The organism is Kitasatospora sp. NPDC096147, assembly GCF_044763225.1.
GTDB lineage: Bacteria > Actinomycetota > Actinomycetes > Streptomycetales > Streptomycetaceae > Kitasatospora.
The window spans coordinates 285,791-306,345 of record NZ_JBIWFX010000004.1; the positions used below are offsets into that span (position 1 = coordinate 285,791).

A 20,555-nucleotide genomic window follows, 5' to 3' on the forward strand; every position below is an offset into this window, starting at 1 on the left:
GGGGCTGCGGCCGGTGGGTGGGGCGGGGGCCCCCCACGGGCCACACCCCCGGGGGCCCCGGCCGGCTCCCGGGCGGGGGGGGGGCGGGGGGGGGGCGGGGCGCGCCCCCGCCGCGGTGCCGCGCCCGGCCGACCGCCAACTGACAGGCCACGAACCGGCAGGCCACGTACCAGCGCCGGCCGTGCATCCGCACCGGCTGCGAACTGACGGAGTGCGGACGGATCGAGGACCCTCACCCGTGCTGCCGGGCGTCGTATCGTGGGCGGTATGAGCGAGGACGAAGCACGCATCCGGGAAGCCGTCGCGCAGTGCGAGGTGCCGCCGAGGGTGGACGCCCTGGTGGCGCTGACCCCGGCCACCGGGGACGGGCCGCGCGCGGACTGCGTCCAGTGCGGCGAGCCCACGGAGTACCCTGCGGACCACCCCGGGCTGACGCTCTGTCCGGTCTGCGCCTGGCAGGAGGCCCAGCGGGTGGCCTGCTCGGGCTGATGAGCCGCGGCAGGCCACCCGGCAGGCCACCCGGCGGCCCGCCGGGCTCAGTGCGCCGTCGGGCGGAGGCGTTCGAGCTCGTCCGCGCGGCGGTGGTCCTTCGGGCGGCCGATCGCCCGCCGCATCCGGATCAGGTCGTCCAGTGCCACGTAGCGGACCGCTAGCCCGTCCTGGCCTCCGTCCCGGCCTCCGTCCGGGCCGCTTCCCCGGCTCCCGTGCGGTGCCCGGTCCAGGGCGGTCACGGCGCGGTCCGGGAAGCCACTGACGTCCAGGCCGCCCCAGTCCAGCGCGGGTGTGCAGAGGTCGCCGGTCGCGCCGGTGACCCGGTAGGCGGCGGCCGTCCGAGGGTCGGAGAGGTCGGGCAACTCGGTGCAGCCGGCGGCGGTAAGCGCTTGCCGCAGGGCCTCGGCCTCGCCCGGGGAGCCGTCCCAGAGCAGGTCCAGATCACCCGTCAGCTCGGCCGACCCGTGCAGGATCCCGGCCACCTGCCCGACCAGCACCGCGCGCGAACCCGCCGCGTCCAAGGCGTGCAGGAAGGGGAACGGGTCGAAGCCGACCGCCCCGTCGGTGGCGAAGGTGCCCTCGGTCGGGTCCGCCTGCTCGGCACCCCGCCCGGTGCGGGGCCGCCCGGCGGTCAGTTCGGCGGTCCGCCGCACCGCCGCGCGCAGCCGGTCCAGCGGCGCGCGGCCCGGGTCTTCCGTGCCGGTGCCGGTGCCGGTGCCGGTGCCGGTGCCGGTGCCTGTTCCCGTGCCGGTGCCCGTGGCGGTGTCGGTGCTGTGGGACGTCGTGTTCTCGGTCATCCCGCCACCCCACCACCGAGCGGGCGGCCGGGGCGGCGGATTCGCGGAGGGCTGAGCCGGTGTCAGGTCAGCGGCCGAGGCGGGCGAGCACCGGGAGGTGGTCGCTGCCGGTGGCGGGGAGGGTGGAGGTGGAGATCGGCCGCAGGCCCCGGCTCATGATCTGGTCGATCCGGGCCAGCCGGACGGAGGACGGCCAGCTGAAGTCGAAGCGCGAGCGGGCCGGGGTGAGGCGGCTGGTCAGCGGGCGCAGGCCGCGGTCGTCCAGGGTGCCGTTCAGGTCGCCCAGCAGGACCACGTCGTGCAGCTTCTCGGTGTCCAGCGCGGCGGCCAGCCGGCGGGCGCTGCCGTCCCGACGGCCGCTGCCGAGACCGGTGGGGCCGAGTCGCATCGAGGGCAGGTGCGCCACGTAGACGGCGAGGTCGCCGTGCGGGGTGCGGACGGTGGCGCGCAGGCCGCGCCGCCAGTCGGGGTCGGTGATCCCGGTCGGTCTGATGTCGAGCTCGCGGGCGTCGGAGAGTGGGTGGCGGGACCAGAGGCCGACACTGCCGAAGACCGCGTGGTGGGGGTACTGCGCCGCCAGCGCCCGCCGGTAGGCGGGCAGCGCGGTGGGGGTCAGCTCCTCCAGGGCTATCAGGTCGGGCCCGGCCCCGGCCAGGGTCTCGGCGGTACCGGCCGGGTCGGGGTTCTGGTCGCTCACGTTGTGCTGAACCACCGTCAGGGTGCCGGCCGCCGTGGCCCTCGGGGTGAGCAGCAGGCCGCCGAAGAGCGCGGCCCAGGCCACCACCGGGAGCAGCACGGCGAGCGCCGCGCCCCGGGAGCGGCGGCGTACGGCGAAGAACAGCAGCACCGGCACCGCCAGCCCCAGCCAGGGCAGGAAGGTCTCCAGCAGGCTGCCGAGGCGTCCGATCCGGTTCGGCACCAGGCGGTGGCCCAGGAGCAGCGCGGTCACCGCGACGGAGGCCACCACGACCAGCGCGCCCGGTCGGCGCCACGGCCGCCTCGATGGTGTCGCCACTGTCCGCTCCTCCCCGTGCCCCCGGTGGGCCACCGCAGGGAGGACGCGCCGTACCCCGGCCGTGGATGCGCCCGATCGGGCAGAGTTCACGGGCATTCACGGGCAATTCACAGGTACGCACAGGAAACGTGCAGGTTCCCACGCGCCCGTGCGCGATCAGGTGCGTTCGCGTCCGTTCATGAGCGCTCCCGGGTGGCCAGCCGCAGGGTCGAGCCGTGCCGCCCCTTCTGCACCAGCAGCTGGGCCGGGACGCGGGAGCGCAGGTCGGCCACGTGGCTGACGATGCCCACCGCGCGGTCCCGTTCGCGCAGCCCGTCCAGGACGTCCAGCACCTCCTCCAGGGCCTGTTCGTCCAGGCTGCCGAAACCCTCGTCGATGAAGAGGGTGTCCAGCGGCATGCCGCCGGACTCGTCGGTCACCACGTCCGCCAGGCCGAGGGCCAGGGCCAGCGAGGCGAAGAAGCTCTCCCCGCCGGAGAGGGTGGAGGTGTCCCGGTCCTGGCCGGTCCAGGCGTCCACCACCCGGAGCGAGAGGCCCGAGCGGCGGTTGCCGGAGGCCCGCCCGTCGCTGTGCACCAGGGTGTACCGGCCGCCGGACATCCGGACCAGCCGGTCGCTGGCCGCCGCCGCGACCTGCTCCAGCCGGGCCGCCAGCACGTACGACTCCAGGCGCATCCGGAGGACGTTCTCGGTCGAGGTGCCGGAGGCCAGCTCGGTCAGCCGCTTGATCTGCTCGTAGCGGCCCAGGGCGGGGCCCATGGCCTCGGTCAGCTGCTCCAGCCGGCGGCCGATCCGGGTCAGGGCGGACAGCCGTTCGCGGGCCGTGCTGTCGGTGGCGGAGGCGGCTCGGAGCCGCGTCAGGGCCTGCTGCTCCCGCTGCCCGGCGGCGACCGGATCGGCGGCGGGCCGTGCCGCAGCGGCCACCAACTCGGGCCTTGCCAGCTGGTGTTCGACCAACTCGCGGTCGGCCCGGACCCGGTCCGTCCGGGCCCGCAGCGCCTCCCGCTCGGCGGCGGGCAGCAGCGCTGCCCGGGCCTCGGCGGGCGAACCGAAACCGGCCGAGCGGCTCACCTCGGCCAGCTCCGCCGCGGCGTCGGCCAGCCGCTCCGCCGCCTCGGCCCGCGCCCGGGTGGCGGCCAGGGCGGCGGCCACCGCGTCGGCCAGCGCGGCCAGGGCGGCGGCCCGGGCAGCCACGGTCGGGGCGCCGCCCCGGGCCTCGGCGATCCGCTCGGTGAGCCGGCTCCGCTCCTCGGCGAGGATCTGCAGCCTGCTGGTCAGCGTGGCCGCGCGCAGCCTGGCCTGCTCCTGCTCGGCCTGACGGTCCTGCTGCTGCTGGGTCAACCGGTCTGCCTGGCGCTGGAGTTGACCCAGGGCATCGGCCTCGTTCAGGGCCGCCCGGTGCTCGGCCCCGGCGGCCGTGAGGGCCGCGGCCAGCTGCTCGGCCGCGTCGTCCCCGGCGGTCGCGGCAGCGGTCGCCTCGGCCACCCGGAGGGTGGCCAACTGCTGTGCGGCGGCGTCCCGTTGCTGCTCCGCCTGCTGCTGTGCGGCCTGCGCCCGCTCCTCGTCCGCCCGGCCGACCGGGGCGCCGGAGGGTCGGGCGGGGGAGGGGTGCGCGGTGGCGCCGCAGACCCGGCACGGGCCGCCGTCGGTGAGCTGCGCCGCCAGCTCGGCGGCCATCCCGGCCAGGCGGCGCTCCCGCAGGTCGAGGCTGTGCTCCCGGGCGTCGCCGGCCCGCTCCCGCAGGAGGATCAACTCCCCTTCGGCGGTGGCGATCCGGCCTCGCAGTCGATCCCGCTCGGCCGCGGCGGCCAGCCGGGCCCGGAGCTCGGTGCCGCGCGCCTCCAACTGTTCGATCCGGGCCCGGGCGGCCTGGGCGTCGGCCTGCCGCTCCTGGAGCTCCTTGAGCCGGGTGTCGAAGTCGACCAGCCAGTCGGCCGCCCGGTCGGCCGCCTCCTCGGCGCGGCTCAACCCGTGCCCGGCCTGCTCCGCCTCCCGGACGGCCTCCGGCAGGCGGCGCTCGTCGGCCCGGGCCGCGTCGAGCCGGCCGAGGTCGGCGCGCAGGCCGCGCTCCGCTCCGGCGAGCTGCTCGGCGTCGGCCTCGGCGAGCCGGAGCCGGCCCTCGGCGCCTGCGGGGGAGGGGAGTCCGGGCCCGTGCGGGGCGGCCGGCTCGGCCCGGGTGCTGCCGTCGGCGGCTCCCGGCGCGGGCCGGCCGCCCGCCCGGACGCCCTCCGGCCGGACCGGCGTGTCCTGCGCAGCGGCGAGAAGCTGCCCGGCGAGCCCGCCGCCTCCGGCCCGCTCGCCGTCCCGGTCCTGCTCGCGGTCCCGAGCCTGGTCGCCGACGACGGCCTGCTCGCGGTCCCGAGCCTGGTCGCCGACGACGGCGTCGACGTCCTGGTGGGTCCGTGCGGCGTTCCCGGCAGGTGCGCCGCTTCCGACCGGCGGGGACGGCTCGGCCTGGGCCAGCGCGCTGCGGGCGCGGCGTTCGGCGGACTCGGCGGCGGCCAGCGCGGCGACGGCGGTCGCATGGTGGCGCAGCACCGGCTCCACGGTGGCGGCCTGCTGGGCGACGCCGAGCCGGGCGAGGTCCTGCCGGTGGCTCTCGGCGGTACCGGCCAGCTCGGCCGCGGCCTGCACGGCCTCGCCGTGCCGCCGCTGACGCTCCGCCAACTCCTGCTCCGCACGCAGCCGTTCCTGCTCCTGCCGGTGCACCCGCTCCGCCTCGGCCAGTGCCCGTGCGGCGATGCCGGCCCACTCGGCGGCGTCCGTCCGCAGCAGGGCGGCCCAGCCGAGGAACGCCTCCGGCCCGGCCGACTCCGGCACCCACGCCGCGAGCGGCTGTGCCTGCGGCCCGGCGGCCTGCTCGGCCCGGGTGGCCAGCTCGTGCACCTGCTGCCGGTCGCTCCGGACGACCGCCTCCTGGCGGGACTTCTGCTCGCCGAGCCAGCGCTCCACCTGCTCGAAGCGGCCGGTGTCGAAGAGCTGCCGGAGCAGCTTGGCCCGGTCGTTGGCATCGGCCCGCAGGAAGCGGGCGAACTCGCCCTGCGGGAGCAGCACCACCTGGCAGAACTGGTCCCGGCTCATCCCGACCAGCCGGTGGATCTGCTCCCCGGCCTCCTGGTGCGACTTGCTGACGGCCCGCCAGCCCGGCGCGCCCTCCCCGGCGTCCGGCACCCACTCGCTGAGCAGGGTCTCCGGCTTCTCCACCGTCATCCCGGTGCCGCGCTTCTTCGGCCGCAGCTGCTCGGGGCGCCGCAGGACCTTCAACCGCTGCCCGCCGAGGGTGAGTTCGAGCTCGACCTCGGTGAGCAGGCCGGCCTCGGCGTGGTCGCTGCGCAGCGGATTGCCCCGCCGCGCGCCGGGCACCTCGCCGTAGAGCGCGAAGCACACCGCGTCCAGCACGCTGCTCTTGCCCGCCCCGGTGGCGCCGCGCAGCAGGAACAGGCCGGAGGCGCTCAGCTCGTCGAAGTCCACCCGCTCCGTGCGGGCGAACGGGCCGAACGCGGTGATCCGCAGCCGGTGCAGCCTCATCGGGGCAACTCCTGCTTCTGGTGGTCGAGTCGGCGGACGTCCTCGAAGGCCCGGCGCAGCCACTCCCGCTCTGTCGGCTCGGCCTCGGTGCCGGGGCGGACGTGCCGGACGAAGCCCTCGGCCACCTCCAGGTCCGTCCGGCCGCTGACCCGGGAGGCGTACGACTCGACCGGGCCGCCGTCGGTGGGCTCGGGCTCGAAGAGCAGTTGGAGGGTGTGCGGGAAGCGGGTGCGCAGCTGTTCCATCGGCTTCGCCGGGCGGGCCGGGTCGGTCAGGGTGGCCTGCACCCAGGAGCCGGTGTGCCGCTCGTACCTCTCGTCGCCGAGCAGCTCGTCCAGCTTCCCGCGCAGCCGGGCGAGCGGGCGGGGCACCGGGCAGTCGACCCGCTCGGCCTCCACCGAGCCGTCGGCGGCCAGGTCGACCAGCCACATGGTCTTGCGGTGGTCGGTCTCGGAGAACGAGTAGGCGAGAGGGGAGCCGCTGTAGCGCAGGTGCGGGGCGATGGTCTGGCAGCCGTGCAGGTGGCCGAGGGCCACGTAGTGCGCCCCGTCGAAGACCGCCGAGGGCACCGCCGCGACGCCGCCCACCGTGATGTCCCGCTCGCTGTCGCTGGCCTCTCCGCCCACGACGAAGGCGTGCGCCAGCACCACCGCCCTGGTCCCCGCCGGCCGGCCCGCCAGATCCTGCCGGACCCGCTCCATGGCCGCGCCGAGCACCTGCTCGTGCCCGCCCTTGGCCAGCCCGAACCGCTCCCTGGTCAGGGCCGGCTCCAGGTACGGCAGCCCGTAGACCGCGACCGGCCCGTGCTCGTCCGCCAGCACCACCGGCTCGGCCACCCCGCCCGGGTCCGTCCGCAGGTGGATGCCCGCCTGCCCGATCAGCCCGGCCGCCACGCCCAGCCGGCGGGCCGAGTCGTGGTTCCCGCTGATGAAGACCGTCGGCACGCCCAGCTCCGCGAGGCGGTGCAGCACCCCGTCGAACAGCTCCACCGCGTCCAGCCCCGGCAGTGCCCGGTCGTACACGTCCCCGGCGACCAGGACGGCGTCCACCCCGCGCTCCCGGACCACCGTCACCAGGTGCTCCAGGAACTCCCGCTGGGCGGAGATCAGACTCTCCCGGTGGAACGACCTGCCCAGGTGCCAGTCCGAGGTGTGCAGCAGTCGCACCTAACCCAACCCCCACACGTCTCGCACTCCACCAGGACCGTCCCCGAGTATCCCCTCTCCCCCCGACAACCCTCGAATCCCGCACCCGCCCACCGGATCCCGGCGGCGACCGGCCGATTGCCCCGTGTGTTCTGTCAGTGACTGTGTGTACGTTTCGGGTCGTCGGCGCCCGGGTGGTCCGGGGGTCGTGGCGTGAGTGCGCGGAGGGGGTCCGGATGGCCGGGAAGCGGCGGGGGCGGAAGGTGCGGCGGGTGTGCGGCGCGGAGGTGCGGCAGACGGTGGCGCTGGCGGTGGCGACGGATGCGGCGGCCTACGCGCGGCTGCGGCGGTGCGGGCTGTTCGAGGGGGTGGAGTTCGGCGCGTACCTGCGGTGCACGGAGGGCCGGTTGCGGGCGCTGCGGGGGACGGGGGTGGACGTGCACCTGCGGGTGCTGGAGCCGGTGGACTTCGAGGACTTCTGCGCGGAGCACCTGCTGGACCCGGCGGATCCGGTGGCGGAGGTGGCGTACGCGGCCGATCCGGAGCTGGCGGGGGAGCCGTTCGCCTACGAGGGCGAGGGGCTGGCGGAGCTGCTGCCGGTGCTGACGGAGGATCACCGGGCGCGGGTGCGGATCTCGATCGGGTGCGCCGCGCTGCTGGCGGCGGTGGGGTGGGAGTCGAGCCCGCAGGAGCGGGTGGCGGCGGTGCTGGGGTACGTGTCGGAGGTGGTGATGGCGCTGGCCGAGGGGGCGGGGGACGGGCCGCACCGGGTGACGGTCCGTTCGCTGGGGCTGCTGGACGGCGAGGAGCTGACGGCGGTGGCGGGGCTGCCGGTGCAGGACGGGAAGCCGGCCGGGCTGGGGCGGGAGGTGGAGGCGTTCTGCGTGACGCTGGCGGCGGCGGTGGCGGGGTGCGGCTCGGGTGAGCTGATGCTGTACCGGGCGGACGGGGCCGTGCACGGGTGGGTGCTGGTGGACGGCTGGCTGCGGCCGATGACGGCGGCGGAGACGGCTGCGGTGCTGGAGCTCGGGGCGGGCGGGGCCGGGGTGGTCGGGCCGGAGCTGCCGGTGCCGGAGCGGGGGGTGACGGGGTGTCCGGGGTTCCCGCTGCCGGTGCCCGGTGGGGGCGGGGCGGTGGCCGGGAGCTGAACGGCGGGCGGCCCGCCGTGCCCCGGGCGGCGGCCAGGACTGTTCATCGACCGGATGTTCGGGGAAGATCAACACTCGGAGGACCCGACTCCGATTCGCCCCCGCGTCCGAGGCGGGGCGGCACCCGAGACCGAGGGAGGGGGACGCGTGGGCGGCATCGAGTACAGCGCCGAGATCGCCGAGCTGCTCGGTCGCGTCCGCCGCCGCCCGACGGCGGGGTGGCCCTGGCGGCCGGGGGAGCAGGTGCCGGACGGGCTGCCGGTGAAGCAGTCCTGGGGGTGGCTGTTCGTGCCGGACGGCCGGGTGCTCACGCTGGTGAACCCGAGGGACGGGGTGGTCAGCCTGCCCGGCGGTTCGTTGGAGCCGGAGGACGCCGGAGACCCGGCGCGGGCACTGGCCCGGGAGGCGGGCGAGGAGGCGCAGGCGGTGATCGGCTCCGCGCACTACCTGGGCTACCTCTACGACCGGATCGGGTCGGCCAACGGCGGGCACGAGTGCGCCCGGGTCCGGATGGCGGCCCCGCTGCGCGCGGCCGGCCCGACAGCGCCGGACCCGGCCTCGGGGCGGCACTACCGCCGGCTGCTGGTGGCGCCCGGGCTGGCGGTGGAGCTGCTCGGCTGGGGCGGGCCGGGACTGCGGCAGGCCAGGGCGGCGGTGGAGGTGGCCGTCCGGCTGCTGGGCATACCCGGGGCCGCGAACGAGACCATCGAGGAGCTGCCGCCGACCGGCGCGGTCTTCCGCTGATCTGACTGCCGACCCCCGCCGGGCCGCCGAGTGGTGTCGGGCCGTCAGCCGGTCACGGATGAGCGGGAACTGACACCGCGTCGAGCGCGCGGTGTCATACGGGCTAATCCTCGCAACAACTTTGGCATGGCCACTTCCCGGTGAAGCTACTCCCTGGTATCAAAAATGTGACCCGCGTCACGTGACCCGCGTCACTCCAGTGGAGGTGCCCGTGCGTCCAGTCCGTGCTGTCTCCGTCGCCGTCTCGGCGATGCTGCTCACCCTGACCACCCTCGTCGCCGCTCCCGCCGCCCATGCGGCCGGGGCCCGCTACGTCGCCCTCGGCGACTCCTACTCCTCCGGTGTGGGGGCAGGCAGCTACACCAGCGAGAGCGGTGGCTGCAAGCGGAGCACCAACGCGTACCCGTACCTGTGGAAGAACGCCAACGCCCCGGCCTCCTTCTCCTTCCTGGCCTGTTCGGGGGCGAGAACCGGTGACGTGCTGGCCAACCAGCTCGGCACCCTCAACTCCTCGACCACGCTGGTGTCCATCACCATCGGCGGGAACGACGCGGGCTTCGCCAGCACCATGCAGACCTGCGTGCTGAACTCCGAGAGCTCCTGCCTGACGGCGGTCAACAACGCCAAGGCGTACGCGACCGGCACGCTGCCGGGCAAGCTCGACCAGGTCTACTCGCAGATCCGCAGCAAGGCGCCGAACGCCAAGGTGGTGGTGATCGGGTACCCGCGCCTCTACAAGGTCGGCGGGGACTGCGTGTTCGGCATCGGCGACACCAAGCGGGCGGCGATCAACGGCGCCGCCGACACGCTGGACGACGTGATCTCCAAGCGGGCGGCGAACGCGGGCTTCACCTACCGGGACGTCCGGGGCCTCTTCACCACCCACGAGATCTGCGGCACCGGCACGACCTGGCTGAACTCCACCGTGCTGCCGGTGGACGAGAGCTACCACCCGAAGGCGGCCGGCCAGTCCGGCGGCTACCTGCCCGCCTTCTCCGGCGGGGTGTGACCGTACCGACCGGGCCGAGCCCGCACCCCCTTGGCCCTGACGCGGGCGGCAAGGGGGTGCGGGCTCGGCCGCTGCACGGGGCCGGGTGACGGACGGTCAGCTCAGGTAGCTGCGCAGCCCGCCGACGGTCAGGCCGGCGGCGGTGGCGTCGGCCAGGGCCCGCTGGAGGTCGGCGGCCAGGGTGTCGGAGAAGTGGAAGATCACCACGTCACCGGCCTGCAGGCCGCCGTGGTAGCTGTTGGAGGCGCCCCAGCTGTAGTCGGCGGTGGCGGTCATCACGGTGCGCAGCCCGCAGTTGGCGGCGGCCTGCAGGGTGTCGGCGTTGAAGGCGAAGTACGGCGGGCGGAAGACCTTCGGGACGGTGCCGTACCGCTTGGTGATGACGTCCCGGGCGTCGCAGATCTCGGCCTGCTGCTCGGCCAGTGGCAGGGTGGTGAGGTCGCGGTGCGAGACGCTGTGCGCCTCGACCGAGCCGCCGGTGCCGGCCCCGCTGACCCGCTGGAAGTAGTCGGGCTCGAAGCCGATCGGCATCGACAGCGGGAAGGTGGTGACCGGGAGGTGGTTGGCCTCCACGAAGCTCACCACGTCGGCCGGGCGGGCCCAGCCGTCGTCGATGGTGAAGAAGACCTTCTTGTCCTGGATCGCCTGCGCGTACGGCACGTTCCAGGTGGCCCAGGCCGGGTCGACGGCCGGGCCGCTGAGCTCCACGTCGTCGGCCGAGAACGCGCCCTGCTGGTACCAGCCGTGCAGGTAGAGCCGGACGGTGGAGGCGTTCGGGCCGGTGGTGAAGCGGGTGGTGAGCTTCTGCCAGCCGCCGGAGGTGGTCTCGGTCCAGGCCGGGGCGACGTCGTTGCCGGTGCCGGTGGCGCCGAGGAAGACGTAACTGCCGCGCACCCAGGCCGAGTAGGTGTAGCTGGAGTTCGGGCGGACGGCGACGGTCTGGGCGCACTCGCCGTTGCTGTGGTCGTTCGCCGGGGTCACGGTCAGACCGGCGGTGCCGGTGCGGGCCGCGCCGGCGCCGACGGCGGCCTCGCCGCTCGCGCACTGCCAGCCCGGGATCGAGCCCCAGTCGGCCAGCGGGAGGGTGGGGATCTCGAAGCCGGGGTTGGTGGCCAGGTTGACCGCCGGGGCGGCGGCGGTGCCCGCGGTGCCGGCGAGTGCGGTGGTCGGCCCGGCGGCGCCGAGCACGGTGAGCGCGCCGACGGCGGCGCAGGCGAGCCGGCGCAGAGAGGTGTGCACGGGTGAACTCCTGTGTGGGGGACGGACGCTGCTCCCCGGAGGGGCGGGGAAGAGGGGGCGGCCCGCCGCACATCCGGGCCGGGCCTGGGGTACCGGCCGGGGCCCCACATTGGACTGGACCAGACGCTCCGTCAAGGGTGTGCGGACGGAGCGTGCACACCTTGTCCCGGCTTGCCCGGTCCTGCCCCCGCGATCCGCCGGGTACGCCGTCGGGGCCGGGCTCAGCCGGTGTACAACTCCTCGACGTCGTCCGCCCAGTGGGCCAGGATGGCCGGGCGGCGGAGCTTGAGCGAGGGGGTGAGCAGCCCCTCCGCCACGCTGAACTCCCGTGGCAGCAGCCGGAAGGCGCGGATCGACTCGGCCCGGGAGACGGTGGAGTTGGCGGCGGCGATGCCGCGCTGCACCTCGGCGTGCAGCGCCTCGTCGGCCAGCACCGCCCACGGGTCCAGCTGGGCCCGGCCGTTGGCCTTCAGCCAGTGGGCCAGGGCGAGCGGGTCCAGGGTCACCAGGGCGGCCACGTACGGGCGGTTGTCGCCGACCACCAGGCACTGGGAGATCAGCGGGTGGGCCCGGACGCGCTCCTCCAGCAGGCTGGGCGCCAGGTTCTTGCCGCTGCTGGTGACGATCAGCTCCTTCTTCCGGCCGGTGATGGTCAGGTAGCCGTCGCGGTCCAGCGAGCCGAGGTCCCCGGTGCCGAACCAGCCGTCGTGGACGGCCGGTCCGGTCTGGTTGAGGTAGCCGGCGAAGACCGTCGGGCCGGCCACCCAGACCTCGCCGTCCTCGGCGATCACCACCTCGGCGCCGGGCACCGGGCGGCCCACCGTGCCGGCCTTGGTGCGGCCGGGCGGGTTGGCGGTGATCGCGGCACCGGTCTCGGTCAGGCCGTAGCCCTCGTAGACGGTCATCCCGGCGCCGGTGAAGAACAGGCCGAGTTCGCGGCCGAGGTGGGAGCCGCCGCACATCAGCGCCCGGGCCCGGCCGCCGAAGACGGCCCGCAGCCGCTGGTAGACCAGCCGGTCGTAGCCGGCGTGCCGCAGCCGCAGCGCGGCGCCCGGGCCGGGGCCAGTGCCGAAGGCCCGCTGCTCCCGGGCGGCGGCCCACTCCACCGCCACCTGCCGGGCCTGCTCGAAGAGTTCGCCCCGTCCGGCCTCCTCGGCGGCCTGCCGGGCCCGTTGGGCGACCTTCTCCAGCACGTACGGCACCAGGTGCAGGAAGGTCGGCCGGAAGGAGGCCAGGGCGGGCAGCAGCGAGTCGGTGGTCAGCTCGCCGTGGTGGCCGAGCCGGATGCCCCCGCGCACCGCCGCGATCTGCACCACCCGGCCGTAGACGTGTGCCATCGGCAGCAGCAGCAGGGTGGCCGGCTGGGTGCCGCCCTCGCGGAGCACCGGGGCCCAGCCGGTCAGCAGGGCGTCCGCCTCGGCCGCCAGGTTCCCGTGGGTGAGCAGGCAGCCCTTGGGGCGGCCGGTGGTGCCGGAGGTGTAGATCACGGTGGCCACCGACTCGGCGCCGACGCCGAGGCGCTGACGGTGTACCAGGGAGTCCGGCAGGCCCCGGCCGTCCCGGGAGAGGACGGCCACGCAGTCCTGGTCCAGCTGCCAGATGGCGGTCAGCCCGGGCAGCGCGTCGCAGACCGCGCCGACCGTCATGGCGTGGTCCTCGTGCTCCACCACGCAGGCCACCGCCTGGGTCTCGGCCAGGATCCAGCGCACCTGCTCGGGGGCGGAGGTCGGGTACACCGGCACCGGGACGGCGCCGATCGACCAGAGCGCGTAGTCGAACAGGGTCCACTCGTACCGGGTGCCGGACATCACCGCGACCCGGTCGCCGTAGCGCACCCCGTGGGTCAGCAGCCCCTTGGCCAGGGCCAGCACCTCGTCCCGGAACCGCAGCGCGGAGAGCGGACGCCAGCCGTCCGGCCCGGGCCGGGCCAGCTGCACCAGCTCGGGGGTGCGCTCGGCGGTGTCGTACAGCGAGTCGGCCAGTCCGCCGACCGCCGGGGGAGGGGCCGCCGGTCCGCTGAACTGCCGCAAGGCCACCCCCGTCCGCCCGACCCGTCGGCCGGGCCCGCCGCCCCGGCGCGGCACGCAGCGAAGCTACCCGATCGCCGGGGCCGTGCCCAGAGCTGTCGCACCGTCAGGCCGGATCGGCACCCGCCGCCCCGGGGGGTGCCGGGGGACAGACCTCCGCAGATGGCGGATACCGGGAGGAACATCACCGTTTGGTTCCGGCTGCCCTTTCGACCCTTCGAACGAGTGGTCAGGGAGTAGTAAGGTGACGCAGATCTCGGGCAGCGGACGTGCCCGAACCCTGCTTTTCGTGTCCATGACCAGCCTCCACGACCAGCCTCCAGGACCGGCCCTCCCCGCACCTGCTCCCCGCACCGAGGACTCCATGCGTCTGCGCAGCAGCTCGATCCGCGCGAAGATGATCGCGCTGCTCCTGGTGCCCATCGTCGCGCTCACCGGCCTGTGGGTGTACGCGACCCTGGTGACCACCGGGGACGTCTGGGCCCAGCTGGACGTCTCCACCGCGTACCGCACCTTCGGCACGCCCACCGACCAGTACGCCCGGGACGTGCAGAGCGAGCGCCGGGCCGCCGTGCTCCGGCTGGCCGACCCGCGGGACAAGGAGCTCCAGGAGCGCTTCCTGCAGGCCCGGTTGGTCACCGACCGCTCGCTCCAGCTGCTGCGCTACCAGGCCGACTCCTCGGACAAGGGGAAGCTGGACGGGGTGCAGCGGCTGCGCCTGGACGAGATGCTCAAGGCGGCCGAGGACATCGCGGTCATCCGCGACCAGGTGGACCAGCGCCTCAAGGACTGGGACGTGGTGATCGGCGAGTACAGCAAGCTGGTGCTCCCGGTGTTCGCCTTCCGGTCCGCCTTCGTCAGCCGGCAGACCGGGCAACTCCCGCGCCAGGGCATGGTGCTGACGGAGCTGGTGCGGGCCCGCGAGTACCTCTCGCAGGGCGAGACCGGCATCCGGGGCCTGCGCCTGATGCTGGACCTCAAGGAGGCCAGCCCCAAGGACCGGCCCGAGCCCACCCCGGCCATGTACCAGGTGACCAAGGACGCGCTCCACAACGAGCAGGCGCTGTTCACCGTCTACATACCCGAGCTGGACGAGCAGGACCGGGTCGACTACCTGGCCGTCCGCAACGGCAACGCGCTCACCGCCGTGGCCGAGTCCGAGGGCCTCTTCCTCGGCTCGCCGGAGCCCCGGCAGGCCGTCCTCGGCATCCCGCCGGTCTCGTGGAACGGCCCGGCCGACGCCGGGCTGAACGAACTCGGCACCCTGAACGCCCGGCTGGTCGGCGAGATCGGCGAGCGGGCCCGGTCCTACGCGATCAACCAGCTGGTGCGCGGCGGCATCGCCGGCCTGATCGGTCTGATCGCGGTGGTCGCCTCGGTGGTCATCTCCTACCGGATCGGCCGGGGCATGGCCCGCGAGCTGATCGGCCTGCGCAACTCCGCCCTGGAGCTCTCCGGCACCCGGCTGCCCGCCGTGATGCTCAAGCTGCGCCGGGGCGAGCCGGTGGACATCGCCGCCGAGGCGCCCGAGCTGGAGTTCGGCCCCGCCGAGATCGGCGAGGTCGGCCGGGCCATCAACCAGGTGCAGCGGGTGGCCGTGGAGGCCGCCGTCGAACAGGCCGAGCTGCGCCGCGGCGTCTCCGCCGTCTTCGTGAACCTGGCCCGCCGCAGCCAGGTGCTGCTGCACCGTCAGCTCACCCTGCTGGACACCATGGAGCGGCGCACCGAGGACCCGGCCGAGCTGGAGGACCTGTTCCGCCTCGACCACCTGACCACCCGCATGCGCCGCCACGCGGAGGGCCTGATCATCCTCTCCGGCGGCTCGCCGGGCCGGGCCTGGCGCAAGCCGGTCCGGATGGTGGACGTGGTCCGGGCCGCCGTCGGCGAGGTCGAGGACTACGCCCGGGTGATCGTCCGGCCGTTCCCCGGCACCGGCCTGCTGGGCAGCGCGGTCGCCGACGTCACCCACCTGATCGCCGAACTGGTGGAGAACGCGGCGGTGTACTCGCCGCCGCAGACCCAGGTCACCGTGCAGGGCGAGGTGGTGGCGCACGGCTTCTCGCTGGAGATCGACGACCGGGGCCTCGGGCTGAGCGAGCTCGCGCTCGCCGAGATCAACCAACGGCTCTCGGTGGAGCAGGAGTTCGACCTGGCCGACACCGACCGGCTGGGCCTGTTCGTGGTCAGCCGGCTGGCCCGCCGGCACGGCATCCGGGTGCACCTTCGGCCCTCGCCGTACGGCGGCACCACCGCCATCGTGCTGATCCCCCGTGAACTGCTGGCCGAGGCACCGGACCTGCTCACCGAGCCGCCGGCCGCACCCGCCACCCCGCCCGCCACGGCCCGCCCGGACCTGGCCGCCGTGCCGTCCGCCCCGCAGGCCCCGGCCGCCGTCACCCCCACGCCGGGCCGGGCCGACCTGGTCGCGGTGCCGGACCCGGAGCCGCAGGGCGCCGGCCGCCGACGCGGCCCGGCCGCTCCGGAGGAGCCGCAGGCCCGGGCCGGCACCCGGCCGGCCGGTGGCCCGCGTCCCTCGACGGCCGACCCGGCCCGGACCCCGGGGGGCCTGCCCCGGCGGCGCTCCGGGCCGCCCGGTGCCCCCGGCTCCGGCCCGGTCCTGGTGCCCGCCGACTCGATCGGCACCGGGCGGCACCGCCGCGCGGACAGCCCGGAGGAGCGCAGCGCGGAGCCCGGCGCACCCGAGCACCGGACCCCGGTCGGCTCCCCGGCCGGACCGGCCCCGGCCGCGACCCCGACGGGCGCACCGGCCCCGGCCGCGGCTCCGACGGGTGCCCCGGCCGGGGGTCTGCTGCCCCGGCGGGTCCGGCAGGCCAATCTGGCACCGCAGTTGAAGGACGCCGCACCCGCGCCGGAGCCCAGCAGCCGCGAGCGCTCGCCGGAGGAGGCCCGTTCGGCCTTCGCCTCGTTCCAGCGCGGCTACCAGCGCGGCCGGGGCGACCAGCGGCAGCCCACCTCGCTCACCGTGGTGCCGGACCCGGCGCCCGGGGCGCCCGCCTTCCCGGTGCCGCCGCCCGCCGTGCCCTCCACCGGACTGCCGTTCGCCGTGGCGCCCGGCGGTCGCCGGGCCGAACTGGCCTCGGTGCCCCGGCCCCAGGCCCTCCCGGCCGGGACCGGTGACCATGTGACACCTGCTCAGCCCGCACACCCTGTACAGCCCGCACACCCTGTACAGCCCGCACGACCTGCACACCCTGCACAGCCCGCACAACCTGCACCAACGGAAGGAAACCGATCATGACCGGTACGGCACAGCCGTCGGGAGATCTGAACTGGCTGCTGGACGATCTGGTGGGGCGGGTCGCGGCGCTGCGGCATGCGGTGATCCTCTCCAGCGACGGCCTGGCCACCGGCGCCTCGCAGGGCCTGGGCCGGGAGGACGCCGAGCACCTGGCGGCCGTCGCGGCCGGCTTCCACAGCCTGGCCAAGGGCGCGGGCCGGCACTTCCAGGTCGGCGGCGTCCGCCAGACCATGGTGGAGCTGGACGAGGCGTTCCTGTTCATCACGGCGGCCGGTGACGGCAGTTGCCTCGCCGTGCTGAGCGAGGCCGAGTCGGACGTGGGCCAGATCGCCTACGAGATGGCCCTGCTGGTCAAGCGGGTCGGCGAGCACCTGTCCGCCGAGCCGCGCAGTGACGCCGCGAGATGATCCGCAGATGGGGGAGTTGACCGTCAGATGACCGTCGAGGATCAGTGGTTCGACGACGAGGCCGGTCCGGTGGTCCGGCTGTTCTCGATGACCAAGGGGCGGACCAGGCCGGCCGAGGAGGGTCTGTTCGACCTGATCTCGCTGATCACCGCCGTGCACCGGGACGGGTCGGGCGAGTCCGACCTCGACCTGGAGCACCGGGCGATTCTCGACCTCTGCCGCGACGAACCGCTCAGCGTCGCGGAGTTGGGCTCGTTCTCGGACCTTCCGGTGAGCGTGGTCCGGGTGCTGCTGGGCGATCTGCACGACTCCGGGCTGATCTCCGTCACCCGGCCCGTTCCGCTCGCCCAGTTGCCGGACGAGCGACTGCTGCGAGACGTGATCAATGGCCTCCGTGCACTCTGACCGACCTGGCCGACCCGACGGACCTGACCGACCCGACCGGCCGCTGGGCCCCGCCTCGCCGTGGAGCGCGGTGGCGGTGAAGATCCTGGTCGCCGGGGGCTTCGGCGCGGGCAAGACCACCCTGGTCGGCGCGGTCAGCGAGATCCGCCCGCTGCGCACCGAGGAGCAGCTGACGGCGGCCGGCGAGCGGGTGGACGACACCTCCGGGGTGGAGGCCAAGCGGACCACCACGGTGGCCATGGACTTCGGGCGCCTCGACCTCCGCCCCGGGCTGTCGCTCTACCTGTTCGGCACCCCGGGGCAGGACCGGTTCTGGTTCGCCTGGGACGAGTTGGCGCAGGGCGCGCTCGGTGCGGTGGTGCTGGCCGACACCCGGCGGCTGGCCGACTGCTTCCCCTCGGTGGATTTCTTCGAGCGGCGCGGCATCCCCTTCGTGGTGGCGGTCAACTGCTTCGAAGGCACCGAGACCTACGCTCCCGGGGACGTCCGCGACGCCCTCGACCTGGACCCGGGGGTCCCGGTGCTGCTCTGTGACGCACGGCGCCGGGAGGACGGCAAGGAACTGCTGATCCGGCTCGCCGAGCACGCTCTGGAGCGCCGGGGTCTCAGACCTTGAGAAATCGTCCCATCCAGTGGACGTTCTGTGTCAATCGGCTTGCCGCAGGGGTGGTCCGCATGGAACGCTCATGCGGACAGTTCGTCGCGGCGTTCCCTGGGGGGAGGTACCAAGCATGGCAGCAGAGCACGACAGCGCGGTGAAGCAACCCGCGCCCGTGATCGAGGTCCTGACCATGCGTCGGTACATCGACCAGGCGCTGTGTTCCAGCGCCTGTTGTCGCTGACCCCGGGCCCGTCCGCACGTCGTTCGAATCCCGGTGCCGCCTCCAGGTGAACGGCTCCCTCCGCCTGTCCCGATCCTGGCAGCACCGACTTTCTTTCTCGGCTGAACGTGCACAGCCGGCCCGCCCGTGCGACCACCACCCATCCGTCACACGCGAAAGCGGCACACCATGTCTTCCTCCACTGCCACCCTGACCGCCCCCTCCGCCACCCCGCACCTGCGCGCCCTGCGCTCCGTCACCTCGCCCGCCGACCGGCGGCACGTGTCGGCCGTCCCGGCGCCGACCCAGCAGCTGCTGACCGCCCTGCCCGAGGGCGCGACCGTGGTCGCGGCCCTGCCCCAGTCCGCCATCCCGCAGGGCCTGTTGGCCCAGTACGGTGCCCAGTTCGCGGGCACCGAGACGGCCGGCCACCCGCTGGTCGGCTATCTGGTGCTGGTGCCGACCGGCGAGGTCCCGGCCGCCCAGCCCGCCCCGCTCGCCGCCGTCCCGGCGCCGGGCACCGCCCCGCAGGCCCCGTCGGCCCGTCCGGGCCGGGGCATCGTGGTGGACACCGAGCGGCGCAGCGCCCACGTGGACGGCCGCCTGCTCGACCTCACCTACCTCGAGTTCGAGCTGCTCGCCCACCTGACCGCCCACCCGCAGCGGGTGCACACCCGCGACCACCTGGTCACCGCCGTCTGGGGCTACGGCCACGTCGGCGACGGCCGCACCGTCGACGTGCACGTCGCCCGGCTGCGCCGCAAGCTCGGCGCGGCCCACCGCGACAGCATCGTCACCGTCCGCCGGGTCGGCTACAAGTACACCCCGGCGGCCTGAGACCGGAGGCGGTGCCGCCCGGGGGCTGCTTCCCCGGGGCGGCACCGCCTCCCTCGTTCTCCCCGGCGCTACGGCGCCGCTCGGCCGGCCGGCCACACCGCGGCCGGCCACCGCTCAGCTGCTCAGCGCGTCGATCTCCGTCAGCTCCTCGGCGGTCAGCGGGCCGGCCGCCAACGCGTCCAGGTTCTGGTCGAGTTGGGCCACGCTGCTGGCGCCGATGATCACCGAGCAGACCCGGTCGTCGCGCAGCACCCAGCTGAGCGCCAGCTGGGCCAGCGACTGCCCGCGCCGCTCGGCGACCTTGGCCAGCGAGCGCAGCTGCTCCAGCTTGGCCCCGGTCAGCGCCTCCTCCTTGAGGAAGTGCCCGACCGACATCCGCGAGCCGACCGGCACGTCGCCGGTCAGGTAGCGGTCCGTCAGCAGGCCCTGCGCCAGCGGGGAGTAGGCGATCAGGCTGGTCTGGGTCTCACCGACGGCGTCCAGCACCTCCGCCTCCACCCCCCGGTCCAGGATCGAGTAGCGGGACTGGTTCAGCAGCACCGGCGTGCCCAGCTCGCGCAGGATCGCCACCGCCTCCCGGTGCTGCTCCGCCGGGTAGTTGGAGATCGCCGCGTACAGCGCCCGGCCGGACCGCACCGCCGTGTCCAGCGCCCCCATGGTCTCCTCCAGCGGAGTGGTGGGGTCGTAGCGGTGCGAGTAGAAGACGTCCACGTAGTCCAGGCCCATCCGGCCCAGCGACTGGTCCAGGCTGGCCAGCAGGTACTTGCGGCTGCCGCCGTCGCCGTACGGGCCGGGCCACATGTCGTAGCCGGCCTTGGAGGCGATGAACAGCTCGTCCCGGTACGGACGGAAGTCCTGGGCGTACAGCGTGCCGAAGTTCTTCTCGGCGCTGCCGTACGGGGGCCCGTAGTTGTTCGCCAGGTCGAAGTGGGTGACGCCCCGGTCGAAGGCCCGGCGCAGCACGGCACGCTGCACCTCCAGCGGCTGGGTGTCGCCGAAGTTGTGCCAGAGGCCGAGCGAGATCGCGGGGAGCAGCACCCCGCTCCGCCCGGCCCGGCGGTAGGTCATCGAGGAGTAGCGGTCAGCGGCGGCGAGGAAGGTCATGCCTGCATCCTGCCAGCTCAGTACGGGCGGTGGGACCTACGACCCTGCCCTTCACCGGACCTCCGCCGTAGCCTGGCCGGGTGGACCGTACCGACATCGAGGACCGCGCGGATCTGGAGACGCTGCTGCGCCGCTTCTACGGCGCGGCCTTCGCCGATCCGCTGATCGGTCCGTACTTCACCTCGCTGGCCGGCACCCGGCTGGAGCGCCACCTGCCGCACATCGCCGACTTCTGGGAGCGGGCCCTGCTGCGGACCGCCGAGTACCGGCGTGACGTGTTCGAGCCACATGCCGTCCTGCACGCCCAACAGCCCCTCACCGGCGAGCACTTCGGCCGCTGGGTGCAGCTCTGGCAGGCCACGGTCGACGGCCTGCACGAGGGACCGCGCGCGGAACGGGCCAAGGCCCAGGGCGAGCGGATCGCGGTCGCCCTGCTGCGCCGACTCTCCGGCGAGGACCCGGCGACCGGGGGGTCGGGCGGGTTCGTACCGCTCAGCGCGGTGGTGCTGCGCAGCGGTGGCCCGGGGGCCTGACGGGGGCGGGTGCGAGGACCGGCCGGGCACACCCCGGCGGCACGGG

The 20,555-nt window shown here is 74.9% G+C and carries 17 protein-coding genes; 10 read left to right on the forward strand and 7 right to left on the reverse strand.

Annotated elements, in window-relative coordinates:
- Positions 1 to 267 precede the first annotated feature (267 nt).
- Positions 268 to 489 carry a hypothetical protein gene (locus ACIRBX_RS15550; RefSeq protein ID WP_402296923.1) on the forward strand — a complete coding sequence of 74 codons (222 nt, stop codon included), beginning with the start codon at positions 268 to 270 and terminating at the stop codon, positions 487 to 489.
- Between the two features lie 47 nt (positions 490 to 536).
- Here ACIRBX_RS15550 and ACIRBX_RS15555 read toward each other — a convergent pair whose 3' ends face one another.
- From ACIRBX_RS15555 to ACIRBX_RS15570, 4 genes are all read right to left on the reverse strand, one after another.
- Entirely contained in the window at positions 537 to 1,289 is a 753-nt protein-coding gene (locus ACIRBX_RS15555; RefSeq protein ID WP_402296924.1) for a hypothetical protein, read from the reverse strand.
- 67 nt (positions 1,290 to 1,356) lie between these two features.
- A complete protein-coding gene (locus ACIRBX_RS15560; RefSeq protein ID WP_402296926.1) occupies positions 1,357 to 2,304 on the reverse strand; it encodes an endonuclease/exonuclease/phosphatase family protein in 948 nt (315 codons plus the stop codon).
- 176 nt (positions 2,305 to 2,480) lie between these two features.
- Entirely contained in the window at positions 2,481 to 5,831 is a 3,351-nt protein-coding gene (locus ACIRBX_RS15565; RefSeq protein ID WP_402296927.1) for an AAA family ATPase, read from the reverse strand.
- Positions 5,828 to 6,997 (reverse strand): exonuclease SbcCD subunit D, encoded by a 1,170-nt coding sequence (locus tag ACIRBX_RS15570; protein ID WP_402296928.1) that lies wholly within the window; start codon positions 6,995 to 6,997, stop codon positions 5,828 to 5,830. The genes ACIRBX_RS15565 and ACIRBX_RS15570 overlap by 4 nt, the downstream gene beginning before the upstream one ends.
- A 215-nt stretch (positions 6,998 to 7,212) precedes the next feature.
- On the opposite strand from ACIRBX_RS15570, the gene ACIRBX_RS15575 reads away from it, so the two are divergent.
- The 3 genes from ACIRBX_RS15575 (at position 7,213) to ACIRBX_RS15585 (ending at position 9,877) form a co-directional block, all read left to right on the forward strand.
- A complete protein-coding gene (locus tag ACIRBX_RS15575) occupies positions 7,213 to 8,124 on the forward strand; it encodes a hypothetical protein (RefSeq protein ID WP_402296930.1) in 912 nt (303 codons plus the stop codon).
- A gap of 147 nt (positions 8,125 to 8,271) precedes the next feature.
- Positions 8,272 to 8,868 carry a hypothetical protein gene (locus tag ACIRBX_RS15580; RefSeq protein ID WP_402296931.1) on the forward strand — a complete coding sequence of 199 codons (597 nt, stop codon included), beginning with the start codon at positions 8,272 to 8,274 and terminating at the stop codon, positions 8,866 to 8,868.
- A 211-nt stretch (positions 8,869 to 9,079) separates the two neighbouring features.
- The gene (locus ACIRBX_RS15585; protein ID WP_402296933.1) at positions 9,080 to 9,877 is read left to right on the forward strand and encodes an SGNH/GDSL hydrolase family protein; all 798 of its coding nucleotides are present in this window, start codon (positions 9,080 to 9,082) and stop codon (positions 9,875 to 9,877) included.
- A gap of 96 nt (positions 9,878 to 9,973) precedes the next feature.
- Here the strand turns inward: ACIRBX_RS15585 and ACIRBX_RS15590 are convergent, their stop codons facing one another.
- Both ACIRBX_RS15590 and ACIRBX_RS15595 read right to left on the reverse strand, forming a co-directional pair.
- The gene (locus ACIRBX_RS15590) at positions 9,974 to 11,116 is read right to left on the reverse strand and encodes a polysaccharide deacetylase family protein (protein ID WP_402296935.1); all 1,143 of its coding nucleotides are present in this window, start codon (positions 11,114 to 11,116) and stop codon (positions 9,974 to 9,976) included.
- Between the two features lie 221 nt (positions 11,117 to 11,337).
- Positions 11,338 to 13,146, reverse strand: a complete 1,809-nt coding sequence (locus tag ACIRBX_RS15595) for an AMP-dependent synthetase/ligase (RefSeq protein ID WP_402296937.1) — start codon at positions 13,144 to 13,146, stop codon at positions 11,338 to 11,340.
- 361 nt (positions 13,147 to 13,507) lie between these two features.
- Between ACIRBX_RS15595 and ACIRBX_RS15600 the strand changes: the two genes are divergently transcribed.
- The 5 genes from ACIRBX_RS15600 to ACIRBX_RS15620 all read left to right on the forward strand — a co-directional run bounded on the left by ACIRBX_RS15600 (position 13,508) and on the right by ACIRBX_RS15620 (position 18,872).
- A complete protein-coding gene (locus ACIRBX_RS15600) occupies positions 13,508 to 16,402 on the forward strand; it encodes a nitrate- and nitrite sensing domain-containing protein (RefSeq protein WP_402296939.1) in 2,895 nt (964 codons plus the stop codon).
- A complete protein-coding gene (locus ACIRBX_RS15605; RefSeq protein WP_402296941.1) occupies positions 16,399 to 16,809 on the forward strand; it encodes a roadblock/LC7 domain-containing protein in 411 nt (136 codons plus the stop codon). The genes ACIRBX_RS15600 and ACIRBX_RS15605 overlap by 4 nt, the downstream gene beginning before the upstream one ends.
- A gap of 27 nt (positions 16,810 to 16,836) precedes the next feature.
- Complete coding sequence (locus tag ACIRBX_RS15610; RefSeq protein WP_402296943.1) at positions 16,837 to 17,214, forward strand: DUF742 domain-containing protein; 378 nt, start codon at positions 16,837 to 16,839, stop codon at positions 17,212 to 17,214.
- Positions 17,195 to 17,830 carry a GTP-binding protein gene (locus tag ACIRBX_RS15615; protein WP_402296945.1) on the forward strand — a complete coding sequence of 212 codons (636 nt, stop codon included), beginning with the start codon at positions 17,195 to 17,197 and terminating at the stop codon, positions 17,828 to 17,830. The genes ACIRBX_RS15610 and ACIRBX_RS15615 overlap by 20 nt, the downstream gene beginning before the upstream one ends.
- Before the next feature lie 394 nt (positions 17,831 to 18,224).
- A complete protein-coding gene (locus tag ACIRBX_RS15620) occupies positions 18,225 to 18,872 on the forward strand; it encodes a winged helix-turn-helix domain-containing protein (RefSeq protein WP_402296947.1) in 648 nt (215 codons plus the stop codon).
- A 114-nt stretch (positions 18,873 to 18,986) separates the two neighbouring features.
- Here ACIRBX_RS15620 and ACIRBX_RS15625 read toward each other — a convergent pair whose 3' ends face one another.
- On the reverse strand, positions 18,987 to 19,976 hold the full coding sequence (locus ACIRBX_RS15625; protein ID WP_402296949.1) for an aldo/keto reductase: 990 nt from the start codon (positions 19,974 to 19,976) through the stop codon (positions 18,987 to 18,989).
- An 80-nt stretch (positions 19,977 to 20,056) separates the two neighbouring features.
- Here ACIRBX_RS15625 and ACIRBX_RS15630 point away from each other — a divergent pair, with 80 nt between their 5' ends.
- Positions 20,057 to 20,509: a group III truncated hemoglobin gene (locus tag ACIRBX_RS15630; RefSeq protein WP_402296951.1), complete on the forward strand. Its 453-nt coding sequence runs from the start codon at positions 20,057 to 20,059 to the stop codon at positions 20,507 to 20,509.
- Positions 20,510 to 20,555 lie beyond the last annotated feature (46 nt).